16 protein-coding genes are annotated in these 19,641 nt (G+C 63.4%); 9 read left to right on the top strand and 7 right to left on the bottom strand.

The genetic code is table 11. The features are described from left to right. Positions 1–83: 83 nt before the first annotated feature. Positions 84–1,709: a methyl-accepting chemotaxis protein gene (locus AAEQ75_RS02100; protein WP_106733131.1), complete on the bottom strand. Its 1,626-nt coding sequence runs from the start codon at positions 1,707–1,709 to the stop codon at positions 84–86. A 222-nt stretch (positions 1,710–1,931) separates the two neighbouring features. Here AAEQ75_RS02100 and AAEQ75_RS02095 point away from each other — a divergent pair, with 222 nt between their 5' ends. Beyond that, positions 1,932–3,086: an L-talarate/galactarate dehydratase gene (locus tag AAEQ75_RS02095; protein ID WP_343350750.1), complete on the top strand. Its 1,155-nt coding sequence runs from the start codon at positions 1,932–1,934 to the stop codon at positions 3,084–3,086. A 4-nt stretch (positions 3,087–3,090) separates the two neighbouring features. Here AAEQ75_RS02095 and AAEQ75_RS02090 read toward each other — a convergent pair whose 3' ends face one another. From AAEQ75_RS02090 to AAEQ75_RS02070, 5 genes are all read right to left on the bottom strand, one after another. Then, positions 3,091–3,996, bottom strand: coding sequence for a LysR family transcriptional regulator (locus AAEQ75_RS02090; RefSeq protein ID WP_343350749.1), 906 nt, complete (start codon positions 3,994–3,996; stop codon positions 3,091–3,093). A 164-nt stretch (positions 3,997–4,160) separates the two neighbouring features. Next, positions 4,161–5,681 carry a tripartite tricarboxylate transporter permease gene (locus AAEQ75_RS02085; protein ID WP_343350748.1) on the bottom strand — a complete coding sequence of 507 codons (1,521 nt, stop codon included), beginning with the start codon at positions 5,679–5,681 and terminating at the stop codon, positions 4,161–4,163. Between the two features lie 9 nt (positions 5,682–5,690). Next, complete coding sequence (locus AAEQ75_RS02080) at positions 5,691–6,200, bottom strand: tripartite tricarboxylate transporter TctB family protein (RefSeq protein WP_343350747.1); 510 nt, start codon at positions 6,198–6,200, stop codon at positions 5,691–5,693. A 66-nt stretch (positions 6,201–6,266) separates the two neighbouring features. Next, the gene (locus AAEQ75_RS02075; RefSeq protein WP_143506035.1) at positions 6,267–7,244 is read right to left on the bottom strand and encodes a tripartite tricarboxylate transporter substrate binding protein; all 978 of its coding nucleotides are present in this window, start codon (positions 7,242–7,244) and stop codon (positions 6,267–6,269) included. A 35-nt stretch (positions 7,245–7,279) separates the two neighbouring features. Further along, the gene (locus AAEQ75_RS02070) at positions 7,280–8,674 is read right to left on the bottom strand and encodes an enolase C-terminal domain-like protein (protein WP_343350746.1); all 1,395 of its coding nucleotides are present in this window, start codon (positions 8,672–8,674) and stop codon (positions 7,280–7,282) included. A 538-nt stretch (positions 8,675–9,212) separates the two neighbouring features. Here AAEQ75_RS02070 and kdgD point away from each other — a divergent pair. The 8 genes from kdgD (at position 9,213) to AAEQ75_RS02030 (ending at position 18,920) form a co-directional block, all read left to right on the top strand. Next, complete coding sequence (gene kdgD / locus AAEQ75_RS02065; RefSeq protein ID WP_179575779.1) at positions 9,213–10,124, top strand: 5-dehydro-4-deoxyglucarate dehydratase; 912 nt, start codon at positions 9,213–9,215, stop codon at positions 10,122–10,124. A gap of 111 nt (positions 10,125–10,235) precedes the next feature. Then, complete coding sequence (gudD, locus tag AAEQ75_RS02060; RefSeq protein WP_256833786.1) at positions 10,236–11,585, top strand: glucarate dehydratase; 1,350 nt, start codon at positions 10,236–10,238, stop codon at positions 11,583–11,585. Between the two features lie 114 nt (positions 11,586–11,699). After that, positions 11,700–13,025 carry an MFS transporter gene (locus AAEQ75_RS02055; RefSeq protein ID WP_256833785.1) on the top strand — a complete coding sequence of 442 codons (1,326 nt, stop codon included), beginning with the start codon at positions 11,700–11,702 and terminating at the stop codon, positions 13,023–13,025. Positions 13,026–13,047: 22 nt separating this feature from the next. After that, positions 13,048–14,604, top strand: a complete 1,557-nt coding sequence (gene garD / locus AAEQ75_RS02050; protein ID WP_343350745.1) for a galactarate dehydratase — start codon at positions 13,048–13,050, stop codon at positions 14,602–14,604. Position 14,605: 1 nt separating this feature from the next. After that, complete coding sequence (locus tag AAEQ75_RS02045) at positions 14,606–16,024, top strand: FAD-binding oxidoreductase (protein ID WP_343350744.1); 1,419 nt, start codon at positions 14,606–14,608, stop codon at positions 16,022–16,024. A gap of 26 nt (positions 16,025–16,050) precedes the next feature. Then, entirely contained in the window at positions 16,051–16,992 is a 942-nt protein-coding gene (locus AAEQ75_RS02040) for a 2-hydroxyacid dehydrogenase (RefSeq protein WP_343350743.1), read from the top strand. A gap of 240 nt (positions 16,993–17,232) precedes the next feature. Next, complete coding sequence (locus AAEQ75_RS02035; RefSeq protein WP_256833781.1) at positions 17,233–18,162, top strand: ABC transporter ATP-binding protein; 930 nt, start codon at positions 17,233–17,235, stop codon at positions 18,160–18,162. Continuing rightward, positions 18,159–18,920: an ABC transporter permease gene (locus tag AAEQ75_RS02030; protein WP_017678012.1), complete on the top strand. Its 762-nt coding sequence runs from the start codon at positions 18,159–18,161 to the stop codon at positions 18,918–18,920. The genes AAEQ75_RS02035 and AAEQ75_RS02030 overlap by 4 nt, the downstream gene beginning before the upstream one ends. A 253-nt stretch (positions 18,921–19,173) precedes the next feature. On the opposite strand, the gene AAEQ75_RS02025 is transcribed toward AAEQ75_RS02030, so the two are convergent. After that, positions 19,174–19,566: a protease inhibitor I42 family protein gene (locus AAEQ75_RS02025; protein ID WP_125834005.1), complete on the bottom strand. Its 393-nt coding sequence runs from the start codon at positions 19,564–19,566 to the stop codon at positions 19,174–19,176. Between the last annotated feature and the right edge of the window lie 75 nt (positions 19,567–19,641).

Below are 19,641 nucleotides of genomic sequence, written 5' to 3'. Positions count from 1 at the left end.
ATCCCGCGCCTCGCTACTCACTCTGCGCGCAGGCGGTAGATGCTGGAGGCGGAGACGCGTGCCATGCCGGTTCGCAGATCGGGTCAGGAGCCCAGGCGGCGAGTCACTTCGCCCAGTTGCCCGGACATGTCATGCAGGTTGCGGCTGGCTTTCTGCGTACGTTCGACGTTGTCCTGATTGGCGCTGGCGATGGCGGTCAGCTCGGTGAGGTTGCGCGAGATATCCTCGGCCACCGAGGTTTGCTCTTCGGCGGCGGTGGCGATCTGCTGGTTCATGTCGCGGATGGCTTCCACGGCCTCGGTGATGCGCTGCAGCATGGCTCCGGCTTCGGTGACCTGGGTCACGCCCTGTTCGCTGCGCTGTTGACCGCTCTCGATGGCGCGCACGGCATTCAGCGCACCGCTCTGCACGGTGTCGATGATCTGGTTGATCTCTGCGGTGGACTCGGCGGTGCGCTGGGCCAGGTGGCGCACCTCGTCGGCGACCACGGCGAAACCGCGGCCTTGTTCGCCAGCGCGAGCGGCTTCGATGGCGGCGTTGAGCGCCAGCAAATTGGTCTGCTCGGCGATGCCGCGGATCACTTCCAGCACCTTGCCGATACGCCCGCTGTCGCTTTCCAGGCGACGGATCACCTCGGCGGTGTTGGCGATCTCGCCGCGAATGTCGGTGATGGTGGCGATGGTCGATTGCATAACCGTGCTGCCCTGACGTGCTGAGTCGTCGGCATCGTTGGCCGCGTGCGCGGCGTCGGCGGCGTGGCGCGCGACTTCCTGCGCCGTGGCGGACATCTCATGCATGGCCGTGGCGACCTGATCGGTGCGCTCGAACTGCTCGCTGACGCCCTCGGTCATGCGTGAGGCGATGGCGTTCAGCTCGCTGCTGGCGCTGTCGAGGTTCTGCGTACTGTGGTGCAGGCGCTCGCTGGTGCTGGCAAGAAAGTCGCGCAGGGTGTTCGCGGCGCGCGCCAGCAGGCCCAGTTCATCTTGCCGGGTGCTTTCCACGCGTTGGCCGAAACGGCCTTGGCTGAGTTGGTCGACATGGCCGATCAGTTGGCGGATGGGGATGATCAGATTGCGATTGACCAGCCACAGGCTGAATACGGCGATGACCAAAGCTGCAGCCAGCATCACGACTGTGCCGCTGAGAATGGTGCGCGCGGCGCTGGCGTTGATCTGCTCGGCCTGGCTCAGGCTGTTCTGGCGTAACTGCTCGACCAGTGCAGTCATCTGCTCACTGGCGGCGCGGTCGATGCCTTTGACGGCTTCATCGCCGGCTCTGGCATCGGCTCCGGCGGCCACGAAGGCGTCGCGGCCCTTGCGGTAATTGCCACCAAGCGCCTGATGTTCGCTACGCAGGCGCTCGACCTGCGTCTTCAACGCCGGGTCGGCAGCGGCGACCAGGGTCAACTGGCCGAGAATATCCTGCACCTTGCGCTCCTGCGCTTCGAACTGGCTCCAGTAGCGTTGCAGGTTGGCGCTGTCCTGGCCGCGCAGTAGGACGTTCTTCCATTCCTGCACCTGAATCTTGAATTCGACGTTGGCCGCGTCGATCAGGCGCGAAGATTCCAGCGGCCCATCGAGCAGGCCGCGGTAGGACTGAATACCGCTGGAGAGAAAGCTGAAGCAGGCCAGGGCGGTGATCAGGATCAGTGCCAGACTGCCGCCGAGCAGGGCGAGAATCTGCGCGCGCAGGGATTTTTGCAGGAACATGACGAGGTGCCTCGGGAGCCAGGCGTGGCGGGACACGCTCAGCGTAGTGGGCGAATGTTGCAGATTTGTGAAATGTCTAGATTAGTCGTCGCGGTGCCGGATCAGCCAGGGAACAGCAGATGATCTCGATGCTTGAATGATTGCGCAATCATCTTAATCTGACTCGGGTTGTCCATTTTTGGCGACCCATCGGGGCGCCGACTTTCATCACGAGGAAGAGTCATGACCGATAATTTCAGCCCACGCCCCGATGATGACCGCATCACCTGGCTCAGTCTGCGCTCGGTAGCGCTGCCGCTGGCCAACCCGATCAGCGATGCCAAGGTGCTCACCGGCCGGCAGAAGCCGATGACCGAGATTGCCATCCTGATCGCCGAGATCGAAACCCGCGATGGTCATCGTGGCCTCGGGTTCAGTTACTCCAAGCGTGCCGGTGGCCCCGGTCAGTTCGCCCATGCCCTGGAAGTGGCGCCGAACCTGATTGGCGAGAACCCCAGTGATATCGCCAAGCTGTGGGACAAGCTGTGCTGGGCCGGCGCGTCGGTCGGTCGCAGCGGCCTGGCGAGCCAGGCCATCGGTGCCTTCGATGTCGCCCTGTGGGATCTCAAGGCGCGTCGCAGTGGTCTGTCGCTGGCACGTTTGCTCGGTAGCCATCGTGATTCGGTGCGCTGCTACAACACTTCCGGTGGCTTCTTGCATACACCGCTCGATCAGTTGCTGAAGAACACCGATATCTCCCGCGAGAAGGGCATTGGCGGCATCAAACTCAAGGTCGGTCAACCTGACTGGGCGCTGGATATCCACCGCGTCAGCACGGTGCGTGAACATCTGGGTGAGAGCTTCCCGCTGATGGTCGATGCCAACCAGCAATGGGACCGCCCGACTGCTCGGCGCATGTGCCGTCGTCTGGAGCCCTTCGACCTGATCTGGATCGAGGAGCCGCTGGACTGCTACGACGCCGAAGGTCATGCCGAGCTGGTGCGCCTGTTCGATACACCAATCGCCACCGGCGAGATGCTCACCAGCCCCGCCGAGCACTGGGAGTTCATTCGCCAGCGCGGCGCCGACTTCCTCATGCCCGATGCGCCGCGTGTCGGCGGTATCACCCCGTACCTGCGCGTGCAGACCCTGGCCGAGCAGGCCGGCATGACCCTGGCGCCACACTTCGCCATGGAGCTGCACGTGCACCTTGCCGCCAGCCACACGCGCGAGCCATGGGTCGAGCATTTCGAATGGCTGGAGCCGTTGTTCAACGAGCGCCTGGAGATTCGCGACGGACGCATGTTGGTGCCGACTCGTCCGGGCCTGGGTCTGAGTCTGAGCGAGCAGGTTGCCGGCTGGACGGTGCAGCAGGCAGAGGTCGGCAACCGCGCTTGAAGCGTCAGCTCTGCGGATAGATGTCGTGCGCGGCCTGGCGCACAGCTGCGATCATCGACGGTAAGGCCGGGTTGTCGTTGTCGTCGCGCCAGACCAGATGCAGCTCCCCACTTATGCCTTCGGGTAGCGGCAGCTCGCGGAAACGTACTTGCTCGAAGCGGATGGCACTGGCGCTGCGCGGCACCAGTGCCAGCCCCATGCCGGCATTGACCAGCGACAGGATGGTCAGGGTCGAGCCCAGCGCCTGAACAAACTCCGGCTGGATGCCGCTGGCGCGAAACAGGCCGGTGTGCAGTTCGTTGAAGGGCTGCCAGGCGGTATGTGCATAAAGGATGAAGGGTTGGCCATGGAGCATTTCCAGGGTCGGCCTTTCGTGCTGCGCCAGTGGATGTTCGGCGGGCGCAGCCAGCATGAAGGGTTCGCGCAGCAGGCATTCGCTGATCAGTCCAGGTTGTTGCAAGGGCGCTCGAACGATGGCCAGGTCCACACGCCGGGCGCGCAGCGCTTGCACCTGTTCGAAGGTGCTCATTTCCAGCAAGGCGATATCCACCCCGGGGCGTTCGCGCTTGGCGGTGGTGATCGCGCGCGGCAGCACGTCATACACCGCGCTGGCGACGAAGCTGATGTTGAGTGCGCCGCTTTCGCCGATGGCAGCCAGTCTGGCGCTTTGCGCTGCGCGGTGGGCCTGGTCGAGCAGCGCCTGGGCTTCGACGAAGAAGGCGCGGCCAGCTGCCGTCAACGCCACCGAGCGGGTGCTGCGGGTGAACAACGCCACGCCCAGCTGGTGTTCGAGCAGCTGGATCTGCCGGCTCAGTGGCGGCTGAGTCATGTTCAGGCGCTCGGCAGCGCGGCGGAAATTCAACTCTGCAGCGAGAGTGGTGAAGCAGCGCAGTTGGGTGAGGTCGAACATTGATTCAATCCGGGTATCAATCAAGTGATGGATTAGATTAGACCTGGATCAATGCAGGCGTCCATTATCTGCTTCAAGACGCTGTAGACATCGTTCTAGAGGGCTTGAGGGATAACGGGACGGAAAAGAAACCGCCCCCTGAGCAGAGGGGGCGGTGAGGTGGATCAGGTACGCAGGATCTCGTTGATCGCGCTGGGTTTGGGACGTAGCGCGCTGAACACCTGCCAGAGCACGAACGCCAGCGCCAGGCCAAGGAAGGTGCCGGCGATGGGGTTGGTGAAGAAGTCGGCAAAGTTGCCATCCGACAGCATCAGGCCACGGCGCAGGTTGGTTTCCGCCATAGGCCCGAGGATAAAGCCGATGATGAACGGCGCCGCCGGCATACCGGCCTTGACGAAGGCGTAACCGAGCAGACCGAACAGCAGGATCGACCAGACGTCGAACAGGCGGCTGGACAGACCGAAGGCACCGACCACGCACAGCACCAGAATGATTGGCAGCAGAATGTGCTTGGGCACGTCGAGCAGCTTGATGAACAGGCGCAGGCCGTAGAACTCCATGAACAGCATCATGCAGGTGGCGACGATCAGCGCGGCGAAGATGGTGTACACCAGCGGGCCCTGGCTGATGAACAGCACCGGACCGGGCTGGATGCCGTGGATCAGGAAACCGCCGAGCATGATCGCGGTGACGGTGTCGCCGGGGATGCCCAGAGTCAACAGCGGCATCATGGCGCCGCCGATACCGGCGTTGTTAGCCGTCTCGCTGGCGACCACGCCGCCGATGTTGCCCTTGCCGTAGGTGTGCCCGTCTTTCGCGCGTTTCTTGGCGATGATGTAGGACACCAGGTTCGAGGTGCCCGCACCGATGCCCGGCAGGATACCGATGCCCAGACCGATCAGGCCGGAGCGACCGGCGTTCGGCAGTTGCTCGCGGAATTCCTTGAGCGAGAAACCGAAGCCCTTGATGTTCTTCATACTCACCGACCTGGCCTTGCCCTGTACGGCATGGCGGCCGGTTTCGGCGAGCTTGATGATCTCGGCCACGGCAAACATGCCGATCATTACCGTGAGCATCGAGAAGCCGCCATTGAGCTCACTGACGCCGAAGGTGAAGCGGCGCACTGCCTCGACCGGGGCGATACCTACGGTGGACACGGCGATGCCCAGGGTACCGGCGAACAGGCCCTTGACCATGGAACCGGCCGACAGGGTGGCGATCAGGGTCAGGGAAAATACAGCGATGGCGAAGTATTCATGCGGGCCGAAGCTCAGGGCGACCTTGGCCAGCTGCGGAGCGATGAACATCAGCGCGACGATGCTGAAGATGGTGCCGAGGAAGGAGAACACGATGCCGACGCCCAGCGCCTTGACGCCGTGCCCCTGCTCCATCAGCGGGCCACCGTCGAACACCGTGGCGATCGATGAAGGTGTTCCCGGAATCTTCAGCAGGATCGCCGAGATCAGGCCTCCGGATGTGGCGCCAATGAACAGTGCCACCAGCAGCGACAGACCCGCTTGCGGGCCCATGGTGAAGGTCAGCGGCAGGCATAGCGCCACGGCCATGGTCGCCGACAGGCCGGGCACGGCGCCGAAGACGATGCCCATGGCCACGCCGACGGCCATCAGCATCATGATGTTCAGTGAAAAGACGGCACCGAAGCCTTGCTGCAGTAATTCGAGCATGGTCGATCCTCAGATGAAATTGTTCAGCAGGCCAGCGGGCAGCAACAGGTCGAAGGCCTCGCGGAACAGCAGGAAAATGAGCGCAGAGCAGATAACGGCGATCAGCAGATAGGTCAGGTGCCTGGCTTTCTGGTTTACCGGGGTCAGCACGAGGAACTGCAGATACAGGTAAACCACGGTCATGATCGGGAAACCCACAGGGCCGAGCAGGGCCATGTAGCCAAGGATCAGGCCGAGTGTCTTGATGACGGTCTTCGGCTCGACAATTTCAACAGTTGGCTCTTCGGCTTCTGCAGGAGCCGGACTGGCGGCGGGTTCGGCAGCAGCCTTGGGTTTGGCAAAGGCGCTGACCAGTTGCATCAGGCCAAGCAGAGACAGGAATCCGGCCAGCAGTTTCGGCACCGTGGCCGCATCGACACCATCATGCCCGGGCAGCTGTTGTGCCAGAACCAGATAGGTAAGGCTGGCGCCGAGCATGACAAGGCCGATGATCAGTTCTTTCTTGTTCAGGGTGTTCATCGTGTACCTCGATGTTCTGAGGCGAAGCGCCGGCTCGAATCGGTCGGGCCGGCGCTGCGGTATGGCTTACTTGGCCTTGCGCAGTTCATCCTTGAACTGCATGAAGTCTTCGCGGGTCTTGGCCAGAATCTGCTTGGCGTCTTCGGTGGCGAAGAACGCGACCGGCTGCTTGAACTTCTTCAGGTCTTCAGCGTAGGCAGGCTGCTCGGTGATCTGCTGCATGATGTCGGACATCTTCTTCACGATCGCCGGGTCGGTGCCTTTCGGGAAGGCCACTACGTAGGGCTTGTCCATGGTGATGTCGAGGCCTTGCTCCTTGAGGGTCGGTACTTCACCCAGCATGGCGTTGCGCTCGGCGTTGGGCTGGCCCAGTGCGACCATCTGACCGCCCTGCACGTAATCCTGTACGGAACCGTAGGTGATGGCGCCCATGTCCAAGCGGCCGCCCAGCATGCCGACCACGCGGTCGGAGACGGTGCCGCCGTCGACCATCTTCAGCTTGGCGCCGGTAAGTTTCTCCAGCATCAGACCTTGCAGGTGGGAGAAGCTGCCCATCTCGGTGCCGTAGGTGATGCTGCCCGGGTTAGCCTTGGACTTGTCGACCAGGTCTTTCATGCTGGTCACGCCGGACTGCTTGGAGGCGACGAACACGGTGCTCTTGTCGACGCCAGCGATGCAGGAAACGTCGAAGGTCTCGTAGCTGTCTTCGGTCAGGCCGGCCACTTCGTTGACGATCAACTGGCCCGGGTGGGTGAACAGAATGGTGTTGCCATCCGCCGCAGCGCCTTTGACCTGTTCGGCCGCCAGGGTGCCGCCGCCGCCAGCGACGTTGGTCACTACCATGGTCTTGCCGGTGATCTCGTTGAAGTACTTGGCCATCATGCGGGCGTTGAAGTCGGTGTCGCCGCCTGGGTTGGCGATTACCACTACCTGGACGGGGCGGGTCGGCCATTTCACGTCATCGGCGAAGGTGGCGGAATGAGTGGTCAGGACACCCATGCCGACCAGGGCAGAAAGGAGGGAGGCGCGGAATGTTTTTTTCATTGGAATACTCCGGGTTGGGATAAAAGCCGCGCGAGTCAGTCGCGGCCGAGGCTGGGACGTTTCGGGTCGTATTGCCAACCCGGAACCAGGTACTGCATGGGCATGGCGTCGTCACGCGCGCCGTTGGCCACCTTTTTGTAAAGCTCGTGGGCGGCCATGATCCGCTCCATGTCCGGCTCGATACCGAGGCCGGGCTTGTCCGATACCTGCACCTGGCCGCCGACGATCTGCAGCGGCTCGCGGGTCAGACGTTCCTCGCCTTCCTGCCAGATCCAGTGGGTGTCGATAGCCGTGACGCGGCCGGGCACGGCCGCAGCGGCATGGGTGAACATGGCCAGGGAAATGTCGAAGTGGTTGTTCGAATGCGAGCCCCAGGTCAGGCCGAACTCTTCACAGACCTGACCGAGGCGCACGGCGCCTTGCATGGTCCAGAAGTGCGGGTCGGCCAGGGGAATGTCCACGGCCTCCAGGCGCAACGAGTGCCCCATCTGCCGCCAGTCGGTGGCGACCATGTTGGTGGCGGTGGGGATGCCGGTGGCGCGCTTGAACTCGGCCATGATCTCGCGACCCGAGTAGCCATTCTCCGGGCCGCAAGGGTCTTCGGCATAGGTCAGCACGTGGCCTTGTCCTTGGCACAGGGCGATGGCTTCATCCAGTGACCAGGCGCCATTGGGGTCGAGGGTGACGCGGGCATCGGGGAAGCGCGCCTTGATCGCGCGGATTGCGTCCATTTCTTCGGCGCCACGCATCACGCCGCCCTTGAGCTTGAAGTCATTGAAGCCGTAGCGCGCATGCGCCGCTTCGGCCAGGCGGGCGATGGCGTCCGGTGTCAGCGCGGCCTGATGACGCAGGTGATACCAGTCATCTGCCGAGCCTTTACCTGCGAGATAGGGCAGGTCGGTGCGCTGGCGTTCACCTATATAGAAGAGGTAGGCGAGCATCGGCACGCTGTCGCGTTGCTGGCCGCTGCCGAGCAGTTCGGCCACCGGCACGTCGAGATGCTGGCCGAGCAGATCGAGCAGGGCGGCTTCGACCGCGGTGATCACGTTGTCCAGGCGCAGGTTGATCTCGTGCGGTTGCTTGAGTACACGCGCTTCGGATTCGGAGGTGACCTGATGCTGGGTGGTCTGCGGCCCTTTGGCCGGGCCGGCGATGGCCTGGCGCAGGCAATTGAGCACATGGTTGTAACGGCCTACCGATTGGCCGATCACCAGCTCGCGGCAGCGCTCCAGCGCCTGGCGGATGCCTTCGCCACCGGGAACCTCACCACAGCCGATACGCCCGGCATTGTCCTTGAGCAGCACCAGGTTGCGGGTGAAGTAGGGGGCATGGGCGCCGCACAGGTTGAGCAGCATGCTGTCATGGCCGGCGACCGGAATGACCTGCATCTCGACGATCTGGGGGGTGCTGCTGCGGGAGGCTTCGTACATCTTGGCTGGGGCTCCGAAACTGGTGCGGCCCTCGGCCGCAATGGCAAAGGTACGGTTCAGTCGTGCACCGGGATCATCGTGCGATCCGCGCGGTGGCAAGTGAGAGCATGGGCAAAGACGGCAACGAGGCCTGCGCGGATTGCGCTGTTCAGGCGGCTGCTGACATCGGTGCGGTGGCAGGGTGGGGCGGCAGTGAAGGTCTGTGACATGACCAGGGCCTCGTTTGTTTTTATTGGAATGTCATAGGTTGTCGTATGACTTGATGGAATTAGTACCAGCCTGTTCCTGGCCTGTCAACGCTGCTCATGGTTAATGATGATTGCGCTGCCATCTCTCCTAGCGCCATGATGGAGCCTGCTCTACGCTGAGCTTTCACGCTTGCGCAGCGGTTTTGCGGGCAGGCTGGGCGAAGGCGATAAAAACTTCGACGAACGGGTAATACAAAAACTGGTGTTTTTTTTGTTGTTGTACGATAACGTATCTCTACAGCTACGGCTGACGTCATTCCCACAACTCGCTTTAAAAGGGTGTTCGCATAATGAATCCACAAGAACTTAAGTCCATCCTCTCCTCCGGTCTGCTGTCTTTCCCGGTGACCGACTTCGATGCTGCCGGTGATTTCAATCAGGCTGGTTATGTGCGCCGTCTCGAGTGGCTGGCACCTTACGGTGCTTCCGCTCTGTTCGCAGCCGGCGGTACTGGCGAGTTCTTCTCCCTGGCGCCGGACGAATACAGCGCCGTGATCAAGACCGCCGTGGATACCTGCGAGAATTCCGTGCCTATCCTGGCTGGTGTTGGCGGTCCGACCCGCGTTGCCATCCAGATGGCGCAGGAAGCCGAGCGTCTGGGCGCCAAGGGCCTGCTGCTGCTGCCGCACTACCTGACCGAAGCGTCTCAGGAAGGTGTTGCCGCTCACGTCGAGCAGGTGTGCAAGTCGGTGAACATCGGTGTGGTGATCTACAACCGCAACGTCTGCCGCCTCAACGCCAATCTGCTGGAACAACTGGCCGAGCGTTGCCCGAACCTGATCGGCTACAAGGACGGTCTGGGTGACATCGAACTGATGGTGTCGATCCGTCGTCGCCTGGGCGAGCGTCTGACCTACCTCGGCGGCCTGCCGACCGCTGAAGTCTATGCCGCCGCCTACAGGGCGCTTGGTGTGCCGGTTTATTCCTCGGCCGTGTTCAACTTCATCCCGAAAACCGCGATGGACTTCTACCGCGCCGTCGCAGCCGAAGACCACGCCACCGTTGGCAAGCTGATTGACGATTTCTTCCTGCCGTACCTGGACATCCGCAACCGCAAGGCCGGCTATGCCGTGAGCATCGTCAAGGCCGGTGCCAAGATCGTCGGTTACGATGCCGGTCCGGTACGCGCACCGCTGACCGATCTGCTGCCGGACGAGTACGAAGCCCTGGCCAAGCTGATCGAAGCCCAAGGCGCGCAGTAATAGCGCAGAGGGCCGCTCGCTGTGGTGAGCGGCCTGGCCGCGCCCCGGAAGTCCGGGCGCGACGGCGCTGAACCATTGTCGAACCCGCATAAGAACAACAGGGTAACGCTCATGACTTCACAGATTCCTGCCGCTGTCGGCACTCCGCTGATCACCGAGCTGCAAGTCGTACCGGTCGCCGGTCAAGACAGCATGCTACTCAATCTGAGCGGTGCCCACGGCCCGTATTTCACCCGCAACATCCTCATTCTCAAGGACAGCGCCGGCCACGTCGGTGTCGGCGAAGTCCCCGGCGGCGAGGGCATTCGCAAGACCCTCGAAGACGCCCGCTCGATCCTCGTCGGCCAGCCGGTCGGCAACTACAACGCATTGCTCAACCAGGTACGCCGAGCTTTCGCCGATCGTGATTCCGGCGGTCGCGGCCTGCAGACCTTCGATCTGCGCATCACCATCCACGCTGTCACCGCACTGGAGTCCGCGTTGCTCGACCTGCTCGGCCAGCACCTCGGTGTGCCGGTGGCTGCACTGCTCGGCGAAGGTCAGCAGCGCGATGCGGTGGAAATGCTCGGTTATCTGTTCTTCGTCGGTGACAAGGACAAGACCGATCTCGGTTACCGCGACGAGCGCGATGCCGATGACACCTGGGAGCGCGTGCGCAACCAGACCGCGCTGACCCCGGAAACCATCGTCCGCCAGGCCGAGGCCGCACATGCGCGCTATGGCTTCAACGACTTCAAACTCAAGGGCGGTGTGCTGCATGGCGAGGCCGAAGTCGAGGCGATTCGTGCCCTGGCTGCGCGCTTCCCTGATGCTCGTGTGACGCTGGACCCGAATGGCGGCTGGTCGCTGGATGAGGCCATTGCCCTGTGCCGCGACCTGCATGGTGTGCTGGCCTATGCCGAAGACCCGTGCGGCGCCGAGAACGGCTACTCCGGTCGTGAAGTGATGGCCGAGTTCCGCCGTGCCACCGGCCTGCCGACTGCGACCAACATGATCGCTACCGACTGGCGGCAGATGGGCCACACCATCTCCCTGCAATCGGTGGATATCCCACTGGCCGACCCGCACTTCTGGACCATGGCCGGTTCGGTACGCGTGGCGCAAATGTGCAACGACTGGGGCCTGACCTGGGGTTCGCACTCCAACAACCACTTCGACATCTCCCTGGCCATGTTCACCCACGTCGCCGCGGCGGCGCCGGGTCGAGTCACTGCCATCGATACCCACTGGATCTGGCAGGACGGCCAGTACCTGACGCGCAACCCGCTGCGCATCGAGGGTGGTCTGGTGCAGGTGCCGAAGACGCCGGGCCTCGGCGTCCAGCTGGATTGGGATGCATTGGCCAAGGCGCATGAACTGTACAAGGCCAAGGGCCTGGGCGCACGTGACGACGCCATTGCCATGCAGTACCTGATCCCCAACTGGACCTTCAATAACAAGAAGCCCTGCCTGGTTCGTTGAGCCGAGCCCGACGCCGTGCCGTGGCTTTGTAGGGTGGGCCGGGCGGCGTTCCGTTTTAGCCCACCCTACGCCCTTACCGGCTGAGCCTTTCCTGCTGTCTCGCGAGCCTTGCCGATGCCAGATGCCAAACCGGGTCGTGTGCGCTACAGCATCTTGCTGATGCTGTTTCTGGTCACCACCATCACCTTCGCCGATCGCTCCAGTCTGTCCGTTGCCGGTTCGGCGATGCAGGCCGGCCTGGGCATCGACGCGGTGACGCTCGGCTACATCTTCTCGGCGTTCGGCTGGGCCTATGTGATCGGGCAGATACCTGGCGGTTGGCTGTTCGATCGCTTCGGCACCAAGCCGGTGTACACCCTGGCGTTGTTCATCTGGTCGGTGCTGACCCTGCTGCAGGGCTTCGTCGGCTGGCTGCCGACAACCTGGGCGGTCACCTCGATGTTTCTGCTGCGGCTGCTGGTGGGCTTTGCCAGTGCGCCATGCTTTCCCGGCAATGCGCGGATCACCGCTTCCTGGTTTCCCACCGCCGAGCGCGCTACCGCTACGGCCATCTCCAGTTCGGCGCAGTACGCCGCCACGGCGTTGTTCGCACCCTTGATGGGCTGGGTGGTGCAAACCATGGGTTGGCAATCGGTTTTCATCGTGCTCGGTTGTCTGGGGCTGGCGCTGTCGTTCGTCTGGCTCAAACAACTGCACGGCCCGCGTCAGCACCCGCGGATTGGTGCAGCCGAACTGGCCCATCTGGAACAGGGCGGGGCGCTGATCGATCTGGAAGGGCAGCGTGGTGGCAGTGGCGGTTCGCAGTGGGGCTACCTGGGCCTGCTGCTGCGCCGACGCACGATGATCGGCATCTATCTTGGCCAGTATTGCAACAACGCCATTACCTATTTCTTTCTCACCTGGTTTCCGGTGTACCTGGTGCAGGCACGCGGCATGAGCATTCTTGGCGCGGGTTTCGCTGCCGCCTTGCCCGCCATCAGCGGTTGCGCCGGTGGCGTGCTCGGTGGGCTGCTGTCCGATGGCATGTTGCGTCGCGGTCACTCGCTGACTCTGGCGCGCAAGCTGCCGATGGTGTTCGGTCTGCTGCTATCGAGCGCAGTGGTGCTGTGCATTTTCGTCGAGAGCGACACGGCTGTGATGGCGCTGATGGCCCTGGCCTTCTTCGGCAAGGGCCTCGGCTCGCTGGGCTGGACGCTGGTGGCCGACACTTCGCCTCGGCAGATCCTTGGCTTGTCCGGCGGGCTGTTCAACACCTTCGGTAACCTGGCAGCGATCACCACCCCTATAGTTATCGGCTACCTGGTAAGCCGTACCGGATCATTCGATTGGGCATTGGCCTATGTTGGTCTCAATTCCCTGCTGGCGGTCGTGAGCTTCGGCCTGATCGTCGGTCGTATTCACAGGGTCGAGTTGGACGCTGCGTCTGGCTCGGCATCCTGAGCGCACAACAGGAGCAAGCGTCATGCAGTTGATTCCCCATCAGGATTCGCCCCGTTACATCCGCCTGCACCCGAGCGACAACGTCGGCGTGGTGGTCAATGACCAGGGCGTTGCCGCGGGCGGCCAGTTCGACGATGGCCTGACGGCTATCGAAGGCATTCCGCAGAGCCACAAGGTGGCGCTGGTGGATATCGCCGAAGGCGGCGAGGTGGTGCGTTATGGCGAGGTCATCGGCTATGCGCTCAAATCCATCGCAGCCGGCAGCTGGGTCACCGAGCAGGTGCTGCGCATGCCCGAGCCGCCGGTGCTGGACAACCTGCCCAAGGCGACCATCAAGACCGCACCCGGCGAGCCGCTGGAGGGCTACACCTTCGAAGGTTTCCGCAACCCGGACGGCAGCGTCGGCACCCGTAACATCCTCGGCGTTACCACCACCGTGCAGTGCGTGGTCGGCGTGCTCGATCACGTGGTCGAGCGCGTGCGCAAGGAAGTTTTGCCCAAGTACCCCAACGTCGACGACGTGGTGGCGCTGTCGCACAGCTACGGCTGCGGCGTGGCGATCAACGCGCCGGACGCCGTGGTGCCGATCCGCACCCTGTACAACATCAGCCGCAACCCCAACCTCGGTGGCCAGGCGCTGGTGATCAGCCTCGGCTGCGAGAAGCTGCAGGCCAACCAGTTGATGGATGGCGACCAGCTCACTAACGGCATGGACGAGGAAGACTGGCTGTTCCGCCTGCAGGATTCCGGCACCGGCTTCACCGGCATGGTCGAGCAGATCATGGGCATGATCGAGGATCGCCTGAAGGTGCTCGACCAGCGTCGTCGCGAGACCGTACCGGCTTCCGAACTGGTGGTCGGTATGCAGTGCGGCGGCAGCGATGCCTTCTCCGGTATCACCGCCAACCCGGCGCTCGGCGTGGCCGCCGACCTGCTGGTGCGCGCCGGTGCCACCGTGATGTTCAGTGAGAACACCGAAGTGCGTGACGGCATCCACCTGCTGACCCCGCGTGCCGCCAGTGTCGAAGTGGCCGATGCGCTGATCCGCGAGATGGACTGGTACGACCGCTACCTGGCGCGCGGCATGGCTGACCGCAGTGCCAACACCACGCCGGGCAACAAGAAGGGCGGGCTGAACAACATCGTCGAGAAGGCCATGGGTTCCATCGCCAAGTCCGGCAACGGCACCATCGCCGGCGTTGTCGCGCCGGGCGAGCGTATTCGTGGCAAGGGCCTGTGGTTCTGCGCCACGCCGGCCAGCGACTTCATCTGCGGCACCCTGCAACTGGCGGCGGGCATGAACCTGCACATCTTCACCACGGGGCGCGGCACGCCCTATGGCCTGTCCATGGTGCCGGTGATCAAGGTGGCCACACGCACCCAACTGGCCGAGCGCTGGCCGGATCTGATCGATGTCGACGCCGGGCAGATCGTCTCCGGGCGCATGACGCTGGAGGAAATGGGCTGGCACATCTTCCAGCTCTATCTGGACGTGGCCAGCGGTCGCAAGCAGACCTGCGCCGAGCATCTGCGGCTGCACAACGACCTAGTGCTGTTCAACCCGGCGCCGGTGACCTGAGATGAGTGGCCTGTCCGATGATCTGCTCCAGGCATTGCGCGAGGCGGTCGGCGAGGCTGGCCTGATCACTGACGCCGAGCGCATGCAGAGCTACCTGAGCGACTGGCGCGGCGCCTACCGTGGCCAGGCAGCTGCCGTGCTGCGCCCGGCGTCGACCGAGGAGGTTGCTGCCGTGGTACGGCTGTGCGCGCAGGCCGGCGTCGCCCTGGTGCCTCAAGGCGGCAATACCGGCCTGTGCGGCGGCTCGATCCCGGATGACTCTGGCGCGCAGGTCGTGCTGTCGCTGACGCGCATGAAGCGTATCCGTGCAGTGGACGTGGGTAATGAAACCATCACCGTCGAAGCGGGGGTGATCCTGCAGCAGTTGCAGGAGGCTGCCGTCGAAGTCGGCCGGCTGTTCCCGCTGTCGCTGGGCGCCGAGGGCAGTTGCACGGTTGGTGGCAACCTGGCGACCAATGCCGGCGGCACCGCGGTGCTGCGTTACGGCAACATGCGCGACCTGACCCTGGGGCTGGAAGTGGTGTTGCCCGATGGGCGTATCTGGGACGGCCTGCGCGGGTTGCGCAAGGACAATACCGGCTACGACCTCAAGCACCTGTTCATCGGCAGCGAGGGCACCCTGGGCATCATTACCGCCGCCGTGCTCAAGTTGTTCCCCGCCGTGCGCAGCCTGACCACCGCCTGGGTGGCGCTGCCCAGTCCGCAGGCAGCGGTCGAGCTGATCGGGCAGATGCGCGGGCTGTGTGGCGACCGCCTGACCGGCTTCGAACTGATGTCGCGGCAAAGCGTCGAGTTCGTCCTGCGCCATGTCGCCGGTGTCAGCGATCCCTTCGCCGACACGCATCCCTGGTACGTGCTGATCGAGCTGAGTGACACCCAGCCCAACGCGCCCTTGAACGAGTTGCTGGAAGAGGGCCTCGGTGCTGCCTTCGAACAGGGCGTGGCGCTGGATGCCGTGGTCGCCGCCAGCGACGCGCAGGTGCGCGCCTTGTGGGCGTTGCGTGAAGGCATCTCGGAGGCGCAGAACCACGAAGGGCCGAGCCTCAAGCACGACATCAGCGTGCCGGTCAGCCGTATTCCCGACTTCATCGAACTTACCGATGCCGCACTGCAGCAGGCCTTCCCCGGTGTGCGCATCGTGGCCTACGGGCACGTCGGCGACGGCAACCTGCATTACAACATCAGCAAGCCAATCGGCGCCGAGGATGTCGCGTTCAAGGCGCAGGCCGAGGCGATCATGCGCGTGATCTACGACCAGACCCTGCGCTATGCCGGCAGCATCAGCGCTGAACATGGCCTGGGACAGTCCAAGCGCCTGGCTGCGCAGCACTACAAGGCGCCGCTGGAGCTGGAGTTGATGGCTCGGGTCAAGCAGGCGCTGGATCCGACCGGGCTGATGAATCCGGGCAAATTGCTGTAAATCGCAAGATCCAAACAGGAGGAACCATGAGCAAACCCAAGGTGCTGCAGATCGGCCCGCTGAGCGAGCGTTTCAACCGCGAGCTGGCCGACGAGTACGAGGTCAGCGCGCTGTGGCAACAGGCCGAGCCGCTGGCATTCCTGCGTGAACAGGGCGAGCAGTTCATCTACATGGTGTCCTCGGCACGCTTCGGCTGCACGGCTGACCAGCTCGCGCTGCTGCCCAATCTGCGCGCCATCTGCAGCTTCGGTGTGGGCTACGATCCCTATCCGCTGGATCTGCTGCGTGATCGCGGCATCGTGCTCAGCACCACGCCGGACGTGCTCAACGACTGCGTCGCCGACCTGGCCATGGGCCTGATGATCGATAGCGCGCGGCGCCTGTCCGAGGCTGATCGCTTCGTGCGCAGCGGCGCCTGGAGCAGCACCTCGGGCTTCCCGCTGGCGCGTCGGGTCAGCGGCAAGCGCCTGGGGATCGTCGGCCTTGGCCGCATCGGCGAGGCAGTGGCCTTGCGCGCCTCCGGTTTCTCCATGCCGGTGCGTTACCACAATCGCCGTGCGGTCGAGGGCAGCCCTTACCAGCACGAGCCGGATCTGCTGGCGCTGGCGCGCTGGGCGGACTTCCTGGTGCTGACCTGCCCGGGCGGCAAGGCCACCCATCACCTGATCAACGCCGAGGTGCTCGAAGCACTCGGCCCGGATGGCTTTCTGGTCAACGTCGCGCGTGGCTCGGTGGTCGATGAGGCCGCGCTGATCACGGCGTTGCAGGGCAAAGTGATTGGCGGCGCCGGGCTGGACGTTTTCGAGCGCGAACCCCAGGTGCCGGCGGCGCTGCGCGAGCTGGACAACGTGGTGCTGTTGCCGCACGTCGGCAGCGGCAGCCTCGAAACCCGCCAGCAGATGGCCGATCTGGTACTGGACAACCTGCGCGCCTTCATCGCTACCGGCGAGTTGCTGACTCCATTGTAGGGCGGTTGCAACCCGCCAACCGAGGCGGCGGGGTTCACCCGCCCTACGGTTCTGAATACGCCGGGTTGGCAATCGCTGCCTGGCCTATCGTTGCACCGTCACGAGCGGTGCAATCGTTCCTTACCTCCTTGCAGTACCCCCGGCGCACCACAAGTGCGCCGTTTTTTCTTCCGCGCGCTGATGTCGGTGCCTCATGCCTTGTAAACTGTTGCGTTTTCCGCAGGCAAGGGGCCATCCACCGTGCAGTCGGTCATTTCCATCCAGCAACTGAACAAGATCTATGCGTCCGGCCATCCGGCGCTGCAAGGCATCGACCTGGACATTCGCCAGGGCGAGATCTTCGCCTTGCTCGGCCCCAACGGCGCGGGCAAGACCACCCTGATCAGCATCATCTGCGGCATCGTCAATCCGGGCGAGGGCAAGGTGCTGGTCGGCGGCAAGGACATCGTCCGTGACTACCGCGCGGCCCGCTCGCAGATCGGCCTGGTGCCGCAGGAACTGGTCAGCGACGTGTTCGAAACCGTCTGGGCGACGGTCAAGTTCAGCCGTGGCCTGTTCGGCAAGAAACCCGACCCGGCCTACCTGGAGCAACTGCTCAAGGATCTGTCGCTGTGGGACAAACGCAACGCCAAGATCATGGAACTGTCCGGCGGCATGAAGCGCCGGGTGATGATCGCCAAGGCGCTCTCGCACGAGCCGCAGATTCTCTTCCTTGACGAGCCCACCGCTGGCGTCGACGTGGAGCTGCGCCGCGACATGTGGAACATGGTGCGGCGCCTGCGTGAGCGCGGCGTGACCATCATCCTGACCACCCACTACATCGAGGAGGCCGAGGAAATGGCCGACCGCATCGGGGTGATTAGCAAGGGCCGCATCATCCTGGTGGAAGACAAGCAGGTGCTGATGCACAAGCTGGGCAAGAAGCAGCTGACCCTGCACCTGCAGCAGCCGCTGTCCTGCGTGCCGGCCGAGCTGTCGCGCTATGGCCTGGAACTGGCCGATCAGGGCCATGCCCTGGTGTTCACCTTCGATGCCCAGCACGAGAACACCGGCATCGCCGAACTGCTGCGCGACCTGGCTCAGCACGGCATCGACTTCAAGGATCTGCAGTCGAGCCAGAGTTCGCTGGAGGAGATTTTCGTGTCACTGCTGGAGGAGTCGCGCGCATGAACCTGTATGCCATCAAGGCCATCTACCTGTTCGAGCTGGCGCGCACCTGGCGCACCCTGCTGCAGAGCATCGCCACGCCAGTGATCAGTACCTCGCTGTACTTCGTGGTATTCGGCTCGGCCATCGGTTCGAGCATGACCCAGGTACAGGGCGTGAGCTACGGCGCTTTCATCATTCCCGGCCTGATCATGCTAGCGCTGCTGACCGAGAGCATTTCCAACGCCTCGTTCGGCATCTACATGCCCAAGTATTCCGGAAGTATCTACGAGCTGCTGTCGGCACCGGTGTCCTATCTGGAAATTCTCATCGGGTATGTCGGCGCGGCGGCGACCAAGTCGGTGATCCTCGGTCTGATCATCCTGCTCACCGCGAGGCTGTTCGTCGATTTCGAGATTCAGCATCCAATCTGGATGGCGGCGTTCCTGGTACTGACGGCTCTGACCTTCAGCCTGTTCGGTTTCATCATCGGCGTCTGGGCCGATGGCTGGGAGAAACTGCAGATCGTCCCGGCGCTGATCGTCACGCCACTGACCTTTCTCGGCGGCGCCTTCTATTCGATCAGCATGCTGCCGCCTGCCTGGCAGACGGTGACCCTGTTCAACCCGGTTGTGTACCTGATCAGCGCTTTCCGTTGGAGCTTCTACGGCGTGTCCGATGTCAACGTCGGCGTCAGCCTGGCGATGGTGCTGGGCTTTTTGGCGCTATGCATTCTGCTGGTGGGCTGGATTTTCAAGACCGGCTACCGGCTCAAGAGCTGAGGCCATTCGCGGCTGAAGCCGCTCCTACATAGGTCGCGTACGCCTCTGATTGTAGGAGCGGCTTCAGCCGCGAAACGATAGAAATGAGGGGGCGCATCATGCGCCCCTTGTTCGTTTGCAGCCTGTAGAGCGGGTGCAACCCGCCAATGAATAGATGGTGGCACGGAACCGTGGGAGGCGCTTTAGCGGCGATTGATGTCAAGTCGTCGCGGCTAAAGCCCTTCCCACAGAAGCTCTACCGTGTTCGGCTTGCTCACTTAACCCGCACTTCACACTCGAAGGTTTCCGCTGGCGGCACGTTCGGCTCCCAGGGTTGCTGGTAGGTCAGCAGCAGGCGACCTTCGCCTGGCTCACGTGCGGTGAAGCGCCAGGTGGAGATGCCGCCAGCACCCACCAGCCCAGCGTCTTCCGGGTTGCTGTAGACCTCGGGGCCGAGGCTCTGCAGCACGCCCGGCGCAGCATCACGCACGTCCCAGCGAAACCCGGTGGTGGGGTTGCTGGGCAGGCTGAGAATCAGCTGCTGACCCTTGTTCAGCGTCAGCGGGCACTGCCGATCCTTCTTCAGTTCCAGCGTGCCGGATTGATGGGCGCAGGCCGTAAGCAGGGCCAGGGCGGGCAGGGTAAGCAGGCGCAAGGTGGCGTGCATGACGAACTCCAGTCGACGAAACCTGGCCCAGCATAGCGGCATAGACCTGTCGGTGGCGACCTTGGAGATGCGCGG

It is taken from the genome of Pseudomonas sediminis (assembly GCF_039555755.1).
Lineage (GTDB): Bacteria > Pseudomonadota > Gammaproteobacteria > Pseudomonadales > Pseudomonadaceae > Aquipseudomonas > Aquipseudomonas mendocina_D.
Note: the sequence above shows the minus strand (reverse complement) of the source record. Positions and strands in the feature narration are given on the sequence as shown.